At 42.4% G+C, this 12939-nt stretch carries 9 protein-coding genes; 6 read left to right on the top strand and 3 right to left on the bottom strand.

The window, feature by feature from the left end:
- Positions 1-11: 11 nt before the first annotated feature.
- The 4 genes from ACFPFU_RS14185 (at position 12) to ACFPFU_RS14170 (ending at position 5342) form a co-directional block, all read left to right on the top strand.
- Positions 12-1130: a polysaccharide biosynthesis C-terminal domain-containing protein gene (locus ACFPFU_RS14185; RefSeq protein WP_377065423.1), complete on the top strand. Its 1119-nt coding sequence runs from the start codon at positions 12-14 to the stop codon at positions 1128-1130.
- A gap of 10 nt (positions 1131-1140) precedes the next feature.
- The gene (gene wecB / locus ACFPFU_RS14180; protein ID WP_377065422.1) at positions 1141-2280 is read left to right on the top strand and encodes a non-hydrolyzing UDP-N-acetylglucosamine 2-epimerase; all 1140 of its coding nucleotides are present in this window, start codon (positions 1141-1143) and stop codon (positions 2278-2280) included.
- Positions 2262-3473 carry a glycosyltransferase family 4 protein gene (locus tag ACFPFU_RS14175; protein ID WP_377065421.1) on the top strand — a complete coding sequence of 404 codons (1212 nt, stop codon included), beginning with the start codon at positions 2262-2264 and terminating at the stop codon, positions 3471-3473. Before wecB ends, ACFPFU_RS14175 begins: the two co-directional genes overlap by 19 nt.
- Positions 3474-3647: 174 nt before the next feature.
- Positions 3648-5342, top strand: a complete 1695-nt coding sequence (locus ACFPFU_RS14170; RefSeq protein ID WP_377065420.1) for a capsule assembly Wzi family protein — start codon at positions 3648-3650, stop codon at positions 5340-5342.
- A 344-nt stretch (positions 5343-5686) separates the two neighbouring features.
- On the opposite strand, the gene ACFPFU_RS14165 is transcribed toward ACFPFU_RS14170, so the two are convergent.
- Complete coding sequence (locus tag ACFPFU_RS14165; protein ID WP_377065419.1) at positions 5687-5902, bottom strand: DUF2683 family protein; 216 nt, start codon at positions 5900-5902, stop codon at positions 5687-5689.
- A 591-nt stretch (positions 5903-6493) separates the two neighbouring features.
- On the opposite strand from ACFPFU_RS14165, the gene ACFPFU_RS14160 reads away from it, so the two are divergent.
- Together ACFPFU_RS14160 and ACFPFU_RS14155 are read left to right on the top strand one after the other, a co-directional pair.
- Positions 6494-7546, top strand: coding sequence for an NAD-dependent epimerase (locus ACFPFU_RS14160; RefSeq protein WP_377065418.1), 1053 nt, complete (start codon positions 6494-6496; stop codon positions 7544-7546).
- Between the two features lie 85 nt (positions 7547-7631).
- A complete protein-coding gene (locus ACFPFU_RS14155; protein ID WP_377065417.1) occupies positions 7632-8795 on the top strand; it encodes a glycosyltransferase family 4 protein in 1164 nt (387 codons plus the stop codon).
- A gap of 69 nt (positions 8796-8864) precedes the next feature.
- Here ACFPFU_RS14155 and ACFPFU_RS14150 read toward each other — a convergent pair whose 3' ends face one another.
- A complete protein-coding gene (locus tag ACFPFU_RS14150) occupies positions 8865-9761 on the bottom strand; it encodes a hydroxypyruvate isomerase family protein (protein WP_377065416.1) in 897 nt (298 codons plus the stop codon).
- A 14-nt stretch (positions 9762-9775) separates the two neighbouring features.
- Positions 9776-12856 (bottom strand): PVC-type heme-binding CxxCH protein, encoded by a 3081-nt coding sequence (locus tag ACFPFU_RS14145; RefSeq protein ID WP_377065415.1) that lies wholly within the window; start codon positions 12854-12856, stop codon positions 9776-9778.
- Positions 12857-12939: the final 83 nt, after the last annotated feature.

The following is a 12939-nucleotide window of genomic DNA, read 5'->3' as shown; positions in this document are numbered from 1 at the left end:
CAATTTCTGATATGATTAAAGTAGGGATAACAGGAAAGAACGGATTTATTGGGACGCATTTGTTCAACGCTCTTGGATTAAGAGAAAATTTTGAATGTGTTCCTTTTGAACGATCATTTTTTCTTGATCAAGCCAAATTGAAGGAATTTGTTAGAAGATGCGATGTCATAGTCCATTTAGCGGCTCTTAATAGACACGATGATCCACAGGTGATCTATGATACCAATGTTAGGTTGGTAAAGTATTTGATCAAAGCACTCGAGGAAACTCAATCTCTTCCCCATGTTCTATTTGCTTCTTCTACTCAAGAAGAAAAAGACAATCTTTATGGCTTGTCAAAAAAAGAAGGGAGGGTTTTATTTGAAATGTGGGCAAGAAAGAACAAAGCGAACTTTTCCGGTCTGTTGATTCCAAATGTTTTTGGACCTTTCGGTGAACCTTATTACAATTCTGTCGTTGCTACTTTCTGCCATCAGCTTACCCATGGAGAAAACCCAAAAATTAAAGTTGATGGAAAATTAAAGTTGATATATGTGGGTGAACTGATTACAGAAATGATTAAAATCATGGAAAACCCTAATAATACTCCTTCCTTCTATGAGGTTCCCTGTACATCCATCAGTAAAGTCTCCGATCTATTGGGTCAGTTGGAATTTTATAAATTTGTCTACATGGAAAAGGGAGAGATCCCTTCACTATATACCAATTTTGAGCTTAACCTTTTCAACACGTTTAGGTGTTTTCTGCCCCATCAAGAAACTTTTCCAGTAAAATATATCCAACATACTGATTCAAGGGGAGCTTTTGTAGAAATTATCCGATTGGGAATGGGCGGACAGGTCTCTTTTTCAACTACAGCTCCTGGTATAACTCGGGGGAACCATTTCCATACACGCAAAATAGAGAGATTTTCTGTCATAAAAGGGAAGGCTTTGATTCAACTAAGAAGAGTGGGAACGGATAAGGTTATTGAATTTACTTTAAATGGGGAGGAACCTTCTTATGTAGATATGCCCATTTGGTATACCCACAACATAAAAAATATTGGAGAAGAGGAACTTTTAACGATTTTTTGGATTAATGAATTTTATGATCCTAAAGATCCAGATACTTATTTTGAGGTAGTTTAATAGAATACGCATGACAAAACTAAAAGTAATGACTGTGGTCGGCACACGTCCTGAAATTATAAGACTTTCAAGGGTTATTGAGGCATTAAATACGTCTCCGGCCATTGATCATGTGCTAGTTCATACTGGACAGAACTATGATTATGAATTAAATCAAATCTTTTTTGATGATTTGGGTATTAGGAAACCGGATCATTTTTTAAATGCATCGGGAAATTCAGCTACTGACACCATCGGGAATATTCTGATTAAAATTGAACCTTTATTACTGTCCACTAATCCAGATGCATTTTTGGTCCTAGGAGATACAAACAGTTGCCTTTGTGCAATACCTGCAAAGAAAAGACATATACCGATTTTTCATATGGAGGCAGGAAACCGATGCTTTGATCAAAGAGTGCCCGAGGAAACAAACCGAAAGATTGTTGATCATATAGCTGACATCAATCTTACATACAGTGATATAGCAAGGGAATATCTCTTACGTGAAGGGTTGTCCCCTGATAGGATCATAAAGACCGGTTCTCCTATGTATGAGGTATTAGGCCATTATCTTGATCAAATAACAGATTCCGATATATTGAAAAAATTGCAATTGGATGAGGACAGCTATTTTCTGGTTTCTTCCCACAGGGAAGAAAACATAAACAATTCCATAAATTTTAATGGATTGATCAATTCCTTAAACATGTTGGCGGAAAAATACCGATATCCCATTATTGTCAGCACACATCCAAGAACGAGAAAAATGATAGAAGAGAAAGGAGTAAAAACTCATTCTTTGATCCGGTTTTTGAAGCCATTGGGTTTTATAGATTATAATGCCCTTCAAATGAGGTCCTTTGCAGTGCTCTCAGATAGTGGGACAATTTCAGAAGAATCTTCCATTTTAAACTTTCGAGCGTTGAACATCCGGGAGGCTCATGAAAGACCTGAAGCAATGGAAGAGGCATCAGTGATGATGGTGGGACTTAATGCGGAAAGGATTAATCAGGGAATAGACCAACTTGCCGAGCAGAAAGTTGGTACCGAAAGAAACTATAACTTGGTTAGGGATTATAGCAAGTCCAATGTATCTTCCAAGGTGGTAAGAATAATCATTTCCTATGTAGATTACATAAAAAGAGTAGTGTGGCAAGAAAAGTTTTAATATATACGAATCATTTTTATCCTGAAAATTTCAAAGTAAATGAAGTAGCTTCATGGCTTGCCGGAGAAGGACGTGAGGTTTTGGTAATAACGGGAATTCCTAATTATCCCTCGGGAAATTTTCATGAGGGATATGGTTTATTTAAAAACAATAAAGCTAAGTATGGAAAAGTGGACGTAATAAGACTTCCATTAGTATCTAGAGGAAGCGGGTCGAAAATAAGGCTTATTGTAAACTATTTAACTTATTTTATTTCTACTTTAATTTATACTATATTCCTTTCTTTTTTTAAGAAAAAATTTGATACAATTATTGTACATCATACGAGTCCTATTTTGATTGCCATTCCTCCCATCATTTATCGTTTTTTTAAAAGACCTAACATGATCCTTTGGGATTTGGATATGTGGCCGGACACTTTAAAGGCTATGGGGATCATAAAATCCGCTAAGGCTTTGGATTTAGTAGAGATCGTGGTGAGATGGATATATAATAAATATGATCATATTTTAGTGGGATCAAAAAGTTTTATAATCAAAGCAAATGAACGAACAATTCCGGACAAAATTCAATATTTCCCTAACTGGGCGGAAAATGCGTTTCAAGACCAAAATATTTTAGTTCCAACTCATAAATATAGCTTTCCTTCAGGGTTTAATATTATGTATGCAGGGAATATTGGAGAAGCACAAGATTTTACAAATGTTTTTAGGGCTATTCTAAAATTAAAAGAAGAAGATATTAATTGGTTATTTGTTGGTGATGGGAGAAGTAAAAAATGGTTTCAAACTAAAATTGAAGACAGTGGACTAGATTCCAAAGTTTTTTTTTATGGAAGTCATGACGTTAAATATATGCCTTATTTTTTTGATAAAGCATCTGCGCTGTTTTTTTCATTGAAAGATGAAAAAATATTTTCAATGACAGTTCCGGCAAAATTACAAGCGTATATGGCATCAGGGAAGCCTATTGTCGGAATGATTTCAGGAGAAGGAGCAGAGATTATTAACAATGCTAAATGTGGTTATGCTGTTAAAAATGGCGATTTTAAATCTTTAGCTAATACAATTCTTAATTTAAGTCGGCTTGACAAGGACCATAGAGATATAATGGGCCAAAATGCAAAATCATTTTATGAAGCAAACTTTAGTTCAACTGTCCGGAAGAATGAAATACTAAGATTGGTGAAATAAGTCCTTATCTGGCGGCTCATCATTTTCTAACCATTAATTAGGTCAGGAATCTTCAAAAAAGATTTTTGATGTTATAAAAAATTCTGAAATACAACTAAGTATTCCATTAATTTGGAAAATTGATGGAATACTTAGTTGTATTTGCTTTTATCATATTATTCAAATATTAAATAAATGAATCCTAGCATTTTTTTTAAGATACCTTTTTGGTTTATAGTTATTATTTTTGTCAGTTTCCACACATTTGCCCAAAACCTCCGAACGGGATCAGGTGCATTTGAGGAAGGACTGCGCCGAAAACAGCTTCTTGGAGAAATTGATTCTGATGTCTCGCTTAATATACGCCCTTTAGCCTATAGCTATTTAGCTAATGGGAAATTCATTTTTCTTGAAACCGAGTCCGAACAAGGGAAAAAGCAGCATAAAATATTCAAAAAAAAACTTACGCTGTTCCCGGTTCAAAACTCTGTTTTAATTAACACCCATAGACCTTACGGATGGGGAAATGGATTGATGATTCCAAATGTGGGTTTACAAAACTTCACCACTCTGGGCGGCCATGCGAAACTTCTTTTCTTAAATGTACAGCTTCAACCAGAATTTGTAATTGCCCAGAACTTGGCCTATCCAGGATTTCCCGATACTTTTGATGAGGGAGTAACCAGAACACGGTTTCTTTATTGGAATTCGGGAGATTTTCCTGAACGTTTCGGTGAAGGGGTGTATTCGAAATTATGGTGGGGACAGTCCAAGCTCACAGCAGAGTATGGAGCATTTGAATTGGGGGTGTCAACCCAAAACATTTGGTGGGGTCCAGGCCAATTTAATACTTTAACTATCGGAAATAATGCCCCTGGATTTCCTCATCTTACATTAAATACCATCAAACCAGCCAAAACTTTTTTGGGAAACCTGGAGATGCAATTGATTTTAGGAAATCTAATTGAGTCTCAGTTACCTCCTACTCAATTTAACGAATTAAATTCAAAATTTTTCAAAGAGTTTTCTGGCGACGATAAGTACTTAAATGGCTTTTCAATCAGTTACAATCCAAAATGGATTCCCAATTTGTTTCTGGGGGTGAGCAGGACTTATCAGCAGTATAATACGATGAGAGGTGGTTCTTTTCGGGATTGGTTTCCTGTAATCGACCCTTTGCAAAAAACCAGAGTAGGTTTTGATAGGGATTCTGAAGGTAAAGATCAGCAGGTAACCGTATTTGGACGGTACTTAAATCAACAGGCCAATGCGGAAATTTATGTTGAATATGGTAAAAGAGATCACTCCTACAATTGGAGAGAATTTATCTTAAATCCTGATCATGCCCGAGCTTTTCTTATGGGCTTCAATAAAATATTTGGGCTTTCAGAATATGCAAGAAATATCCAAATCAGGGGCGAAATTACACATCAGCAGGAATCTGTGAATAGGTATGTACGGTACTGGGGATTGTTGGGTGGGTTGACTTGGCATACGCATTATATTGCCCGGGGCTTCACCAATTACGGCCAGCCTCTTGGTGTAGGAACCGGTGTCGGCTCCAATGCCCAGACCTTGGAATTTTCCCTTGTGGAAAAGCTGAACAAAATGGGGATTTTGCTGGAAAGAGTGGCCAACCACCAGGATTTTTATTACCGGGCTTTTGGACAGCAACAGGAAAGACAGCCCTGGGTGGACCTCAGCCTTGGACTCCTGTTTGACCATCAATGGGACAACTTATTGGTGAGCTCCAAGCTGCAGTTTATCAACGGCCTCAACTACCAATGGCAGCTCACTCCCGACAGCACCCCCGAATTCCCTTCCGGTGACCATAAATTCGCCTTTATGGGACAGGTTCATGTGATTTATTTGTGGGGGAGGAAGGAATGATGGAGGGATATTGCAAAAATTGAATTAGAGCCCATCCAATAAGTACTGAATATAAGCATCAGTTACAGATTCTTGACCGGATTTATCGTAGATGGAAAGTAGGTAGACAGTTCCATCTGATACGGCAAAATGGGTAATAATCCGGCCGCCACCGGATTTTCCTTTACCTTTGCTTTTAATCGCTATCCGGATTTTATAGCAATTCTTGAACAGGAGGGTTCCCTGTTTTGGATCTTTTTCAAGACTTTCAATCAATTAGATATATTCGGACTTGAGGGAAGGGTATTTCTTGACCAGCTTTTTGAGTTCTTTTTCAAATTCAGGAATGGTTTTGACCTGAAAACTCATAGTTCATCGATTATATCCCTTGCGTCCCGGACCTTTAATCTCCCTGCCTTTGCTTCCAGCATTTCCTTATATCCACGGGCAACGCTTTCGGCGATCCTTTTCGATTCGAAAGTGTCCCCGGAGGTTTTGAACTTGACCTTTATGGCCTTTAAAATAGCCTTTATAGTCTTGGACTGTTCCTTGTCAGTTGTCTCAATTATTATGGTTTCCATAGCTCAAATTTACGATTTAATTCCGTAATGCTACAAATTCATGCTTGTTGAAATTAATTTGGATTGAGAAGATTTACAGTGAGAAATGCTGCAAAGGTTTAACCACAGAGGTACGGAGATTTTGGAGTTATATGTTTTCTCTATAGTGTGTGCGGGTCGATGAATTTGCTAAGGCGGGCAAATCCCTTTGAACAATGCAAGAGACCAATGGCAACTCACGCCCGATAGCACGCCCGAATTCCGGTGACCATAAATTCGCCTTTATGGGGCAGGTTCATCTTATCTACCTGTTGAACCCAATAGAGAAATTAAAAAAATAGTTTGAAGATTTGTGTGCATGGAAAGAAATATTTTTTATTTAATTTGGTACATTTGCCTCATCTATTTTGTCAAATTATACCCCATTCTTCTCAAATCAGTTTCGGGAGCGGGGTAGAAATTCATCCCAATTTCCCTTTAGGGAATAAAAGGGTATAAAATTGGCTTGAATTTTTGCAGATGACAGCGTAGATTTGACATCATCTAGTTTTAGTTATGAGTATCTACATTAATTGGATTTTTATTCCTGTGACACTAACCTAACACCAACACATGAAGATTTTAATAACCGGTACCGCGGGTTTTATAGGTATGCACCTGGCCCAAAGACTTTTGGAAAGAGGGGATGAAGTAGTGGGATTGGACAGCATCAACGATTATTATGATGTGAACCTTAAACTGGACAGACTCAGAAAAACAGGGATAAACCCTGAGAACATAGCCTATGGACAAACCCTCAGAAGTGACCTCTACCCCAAATACCATTTTGTAAAATTAAAGCTGGAGGACAAGGAAGGGTTGCTGAAGCTGTTTGAAGAAGAGAAATTCGACAAAGTAGTGAACCTGGCGGCCCAGGCGGGTGTGAGATATTCCCTGACCAATCCGGATGCCTACATCGAAGCGAATATCGTAGGTTTTTTGAACATCCTTGAAGCATGCAGACACCATCAAATCAAACATCTGGCGTATGCTTCATCCAGTTCGGTGTACGGCTCCAACACGGAGATGCCCTTTTCCACAAGCCATAATGTGGACCATCCGGTATCTTTATACGCCGCCTCCAAAAAATCCAATGAACTGATGGCACATACCTATAGCCATTTGTTCGGGATCCCGACGACCGGTTTGCGGTTCTTTACCGTGTATGGGCCCTGGGGCAGACCGGATATGGCACTATTTCTGTTTACAAAAGCCATGATAGAGAACAAACCGATTCAAGTGTTTAATTACGGCGAAATGATGAGGGATTTTACTTATGTGGATGATATCGTGGAGGGGGTCATAAGGGTAATCGATCACCCGCCTGTCCCTAACCCCGGTTTGTCTTCTGAAATTACGGATCCCAGCATCTCGAAGGCACCATATAAAGTATATAATATAGGTAATTCAAGCCCTGTTAAATTGATGGACTTTATAGTGGCCATTGAAAAAGCATTGGGTATAGAAGCCAAAAAGGACATGTTGCCCATACAACCGGGCGATGTGCCTGCTACTTATGCGGATACCACGCCGCTGGAAAAAGAACTGGGGTATAAGCCCGACACCAGTGTGGAACATGGCATTCAGCAGTTTGTGGATTGGTACCGGCATTACTATAATAAGTAGGAAATATAAAATCTTTCATGGAATTTTATATGAAAAATAAGATAGATACAAAGATTATGATTAGTTTTGTGCAAACTTTAGCTTTATGAATATTTTTATATCCACTGCTACCTCTTTTTTCTTTGGATTTTTAATGACTCCGGTGCTCATTATGGTTTTGAAAAAAATCAACCTTACCGAAGTGCCCGGCGGAAGGAAAATTCATATGGGACATATACCCTCTATGGGAGGTATCGCCATCATCATCGCTACCTTCTTTGGCCTGTTTGCCTGGCTTTCCTTTGAGCAGATTGTGCAGACCCGGTATTTCCTGGTGGCCTTGGGCATCATGTTTTCTGTGGGATTGAGGGATGATCTCATCGAACTTACGGCTTTCCAAAAACTGATAGGGCAATCCATCCCGGCTTTCTTTGTCATCCTGATGGCGGATATCAGGATATCGGGATTGTACGGATTCATGGGGATTTATGAATTGCCCTATATGGTGAGTGTCGCGATTTCCTTTCTTGCTATCCTGGTTTTGACCAATTCATTTAACCTTATTGATGGGGCGGATGGGTTGGCAGGGTCTCTCAGTGTGATTACTTTCACCATTCTGGGTACCTGGTTCTATGATGCCGGACTGCAGGCCTACGGTTTGATTTCATTTACCCTTGTAGGGGCAATATTGTCGTTTTTAGTGTTCAACTGGCACCCGGCCAAGATTTTTATGGGAGACACCGGATCCCTCAGTCTTGGCTTTGCCATGACGGTGCTGGTGATCTTATTTGTGGATAAAAACGGAACCATGGCGGCTTGGGAAGGACTTAAACTGCAGGCACCTCTGGCCGCGGGCATCGCATTTATGATTGTGCCCATCTATGATACGTTGCGGATTTTTATCAAAAGGGCGAAGAAAGGCAAATCACCACTGAAACCCGACAAAAGCCATATCCATCATTTCATGTTGAGAATGGGCCTGCGCCATGACCAGGTCGCACTGACTTTGGGAGCGGTGAAGTTGGGTTTTATAGGACTGGTATTTGTAGGGTTTGGTTTCAGTGATCATATCCTGGTTCCGCTGGTGGCAATTATCGCAGTAGGGCTGGGTACGTGGATGGATAAAAAAACGCTGGCAAACGTAAAAGTGAATTGCAAAAAAACACCCCGTGTTTCCGATAAGCCGGTCCTGAAAAAGAAAAAGGTCAAAACACAGCAGGCCAAAATATCCAAAACCATTTTCTCAAAAAATGAAATCAATATGAATTGAAAAATAACGATAGATATACCGGAAAAGGCCATGGAAAACATTTCTCCATGGCCTTTTTTGATATAGGACTTAAACATCGCAGATTTCCACACCCTGCTTTAAGGAGGCCAGCTTGTCATCTCTTTTAGGGATAAACTCCTGGCCTACGTATCCTTTGTAACCTGTTTCCACAATGGCCTTCATGATGGCCGGATAATATAACTCCTGGGTCTCATCAATCTCGTTGCGTCCCGGGACGCCGCCGGTATGATAATGGGAAATGTAAGGATGAAACTTCCGAATGGTAGCGATCACATCACCCTCCATGATCTGCATGTGATAGATGTCATAAAGCAATTTGATGTTTTCCGAACCCACACCCTTGCAGACTTCAGCTCCCCAGGCGGTGTGGTCGGCCTGATAATCCTTGTGGTTGACCTTGCTGTTAAGCAGCTCCATGCACATGATGACGCCATGTTTTTCAGCGGTGGGCATGATCCTTTTGAGCCCCTGTACGCAGTTTTTGATTCCCGTTTCATCATCCAATCCGTTTCGGTTGCCGGAGAAGCAGATGATTTGCTTGTATCCCGCCGCGGCTACTTTTGGGATCACTTCTTCATAACTCTTTACCAATTCGTCATGGTATTCTGGATTGTTGAACCCTTTTTCAATGCCCTTTCCCGCACCCCAGGGCATGGCACAGTCCAGCCCGTATTTTTTTAGTATAGGCCATTCTTCCGGACCGGCAAGTTCGATCGACTTTAACCCTATTTCCTTAGCAGCCTTGCATAAATCCTCAAAAGGGATATCATTATAACACCACCTGCAAACAGAATGGTTAATGTTCCCTTTTAAGTTATCCGGAAGGCTGGCTTCAGCTGCCATGATCCTGCCTGACAGGGCTGGCGCCAGCATCCCCAAAGCCGTGGTCCCCGCAATCTTCTTCAGCGCCTTCCTTCTTGTGTTTTGATCTTTAATCTGTTTCATCTATCAATATATGTTTACGATTTTCTTTTTAGACTCATCAGGTACTCCACCAAATCTACCAGTTCCTGGGTACTCATCGCCCTTTCCAGACCAGCTGGCATCATGGAATTCTCCATTGGCTGCATCGTTGATATATCGCTGGTTTTGATGGCCATTGAGTTGCCACCCGGCATTTTCAGGTCGATATCGGTTTCTGTCTGGCTGGCGATGATGCCCCCCAGGGTACTGCCGTCTTTCATTTCGATCATGTATCCTTCGTAGCCAAAACTGATTCCCGCGTCAGGGTGAATGATGGAAATGAACTGGGCTTCCCTGGACAGCTTGCTGCCTATTTCAGTGAGTTTTGGGCCAAAGTCCATCCCCATATCCCCCACTTGATGGCAGATGGCACAATTGTTTTTGAACACCAGCTGGCCATTTTCTGCATTTCCTTTCATGGCAAGCAATTCATTCATGGGAGGCAGGGGATTTTCGACATCATTGCTGCTGCTGAGGTATGATGCGGCTTCCGTTCTTACACTTTTTCTCCATGCCCGGCTTACTCCGGTTACGGCCGATGCGATGAGGTTTTCCTGCAAGCGGCCATTCCGAAGAAGTTCCAGAATGCGCTCTTCCCCACCATAGCTGCCACCGATGGCGGCCGTCGCTTCCCTTCTCACATTCAAGGGCACCTTTTCATCAAAAGCCAGAGTTTCAAGCAGCTGTAGGGACTCTTTTGTACCAATACTCCGAAGGGAAGAAAGCATGTCATAAACGGCCTGCTCCTCACCGCCGTACAATACCTCTCTGATCAGGGCTCCGCCTCCCTGGTTGAGAAGAAGGGTGGCAGCCGTTCTGCCTTTGTTGTTGTCGCTTTCTTCAATGGCCATGGTCAACAATCTGGGGTTTTCTTCTTTAACCCCAAAGCGCTGCACCATTTCCAGGTATTCGTCGGAGCCGGCGGTTTCATCCAAAACGGTCCTTAAAGCGGCTTGGGCGGATACTGACCTCCTTAAAAAGGAAGGGTCCATATGGGTTAAGACCAATTTATTGATTTTATTTTGTTCCTCGCTGTTTTCCTGTCGGATTTGATTGTCATCCAGCATTTTAACCAATGCTTGGGACTTGCCCTCTTTATCGGGGTTAAAATCAAACGCCCGGAAATACCGCAGGCGGTTGTCCAGCGCTTCGGCAGTGTTGGATGCCAATGCGGCAAGATGGGGGATGGCTTTTCCTGTCCTGGATCTCCAGGTGATGTCCTGATTCCCTTTTCCTTCCATCGCCTTTTCACCGGTTTTTTCCAGCCAGGCGCCGTAGAACCTGTCCCACTGTCCTTCAGCCCCTATTCCCAAGGCTTCCAGGTACCACCGGTCCTCCCCGTTATGTTGGACAGCCAAATCAGCCCATAATCGGGGTGCTTCCGGGGAGGAATGCCCCCTTAAAGCAATGGCTGCCTCTCTTCTCACCTGGGCGTCCGTGTCTTTTACGAGTTGTTGGAGATAGGGGATAAGATCCAGTTTCACCTGCCTGGCAGCACGGAGCCCCGCAATCCTCAAATCCGGATTTTCATGCGAAATGGCCCTGTCAATGTATTTTTTGTTGACTCCTTCTATTTTGGCCAAAACCCAAAAAGCCCTTGCCTGCATGCGGGGATTTTCGTGGTTTTCAAAAACCTGCGCCAACGCTTCCTCAGCTTCGGTTCCCATTTCCTGTAATTTTGTCCAAGCCTGATATCGCCGGGAAAGATTGGGGTTTTGCAAGGCCTCAATGGCCCCATCAATGCTATTGAGGTTTATCGATGGTACCCGGTAAGGTATTTCAGGGGGTGCCACACGGAAAATCCGGCCTCTGTTTAAGTCCCCCACCTGATGCCCGCCCACACCCGGATCATACCAGTCGGCGACCATCAAGGAGCCATCCGGTGCCACACAGACATCAGAAGGTCTGAACCACTGGTCTTTGTCTCCTTCCATGATGTTGACAATGGAAGCCTTATAGCCCGCGCCGTCTTTTTCCACAGGATAAGCCCTTACAATGTTTGGCCCCGCATCCGTATGGATCATCTGGCCCCAAAATACCTCTGGCAACAAATCGCCTTCATATACCACCATGCCTGTAGGTGAACCGGCTCCGGTCTGCAAAAGGTTGGGTACCACCCCTGGATCGTTGAGATGCCAGTGTTGGAGGGGGATCTCTTTTTCTTTGTTGGTACGGTTGGCGCGCCATCCGGCCCCGGTCATTTCGTCCCGGTAGCCATAGTTGCCGTATTCCATGACATAGTTGATCCTCACTCCCTTGTTGCCGTCATCATCGTTGTCGGATTGCCACATGGTGCCATACGAATCCAGGGCTACCTCATAGTTGTTCCTGAAGTTTTGGCCCAACACTTCCAATTCGGTAAAATCTGGATTGCACCTGAAGACAAGGCCCTCTTTGTAATTTTCCGTGGTCACTTCTTTGCCGGTGACATCTTTGATGATGTTGCCCTGGCGGTCCTTGATCTGCGCGCCGGAATTGCCAAAGTTGAAGTAAAACTTCCCATCCGGGCCAAACACAAACGCATGCATGCCGTGATCATGCTGCTCCCCATCGATCCCCTGAAAAATCACCTCTTTTTTATCGGCCACATCGTCACCGTCAGTGTCTGTCAGTAACCAAACATAGGGGCTTTGGGAAACAATGGCCTGATTACCCATCACCCAAATGCCCAATGGGGCATTGAGCTCCGGGTCTTGATAGAATACCGTGCTTTTGTCCGCTTTCCCGTCTCCATTGGTGTCTTCCAGTATGACTATGCGGTCGCCTTGTTCCTTGATTTCGTTTCCGGTGATGGCGGGTCTGTAATTATAAGCTTCACATACCCATACCCGCCCACGGTGATCGATATCAATATTGGTCGGGTTGGTAATCATGGGCTCGGAAGCGAAGAGGGTTGCTTCCAGCCCCTCTTTTACGGTAATGCCCGCAAGGGCGTTTTGAGGATCTCTTTTTTCTTCTTCACTCAATGCATCAAAAGGATGAACGCCTTCTTCCTTCTCTGAAGGAGCGCAGGCATAAAAATAAGTGATGCACAACAACAGCCAAAAAAAAGCATGTTTGAAGATCAACCTAAGCATATTAAGTTTGGAGTTTATGGGTTAATTGATTTGAACCTTTGAATAAACGTAAAATTCACATATAATTCCACTATTAACTTTTT

This window comes from Negadavirga shengliensis (assembly GCF_042652345.1).
Lineage (GTDB): Bacteria > Bacteroidota > Bacteroidia > Cytophagales > Cyclobacteriaceae > Negadavirga > Negadavirga shengliensis.
This window is presented reverse-complemented; position numbering and strand designations above follow the sequence as displayed.

Bases quoted from the DNA above. Each gene is read 5' to 3' on its own strand.
- ACFPFU_RS14170 (WP_377065420.1), top strand. From the start codon at position 3,648: ATGAATCCTAGCATTTTTTTTAAGATACCTTTTTGGTTTATAGTTATT.
- ACFPFU_RS14185 (WP_377065423.1), top strand. From the start codon at position 12: ATGATTAAAGTAGGGATAACAGGAAAGAACGGATTTATTGGGACGCAT.
- ACFPFU_RS14155 (WP_377065417.1), top strand. From the start codon at position 7,632: ATGAATATTTTTATATCCACTGCTACCTCTTTTTTCTTTGGATTTTTA.
- ACFPFU_RS14145 (WP_377065415.1), bottom strand. From the start codon at position 12,856: ATGCTTAGGTTGATCTTCAAACATGCTTTTTTTTGGCTGTTGTTGTGC.
- ACFPFU_RS14150 (WP_377065416.1), bottom strand. From the start codon at position 9,761: ATGAAACAGATTAAAGATCAAAACACAAGAAGGAAGGCGCTGAAGAAG.
- ACFPFU_RS14160 (WP_377065418.1), top strand. From the start codon at position 6,494: ATGAAGATTTTAATAACCGGTACCGCGGGTTTTATAGGTATGCACCTG.
- wecB (WP_377065422.1), top strand. From the start codon at position 1,141: ATGACAAAACTAAAAGTAATGACTGTGGTCGGCACACGTCCTGAAATT.
- ACFPFU_RS14165 (WP_377065419.1), bottom strand. From the start codon at position 5,902: ATGGAAACCATAATAATTGAGACAACTGACAAGGAACAGTCCAAGACT.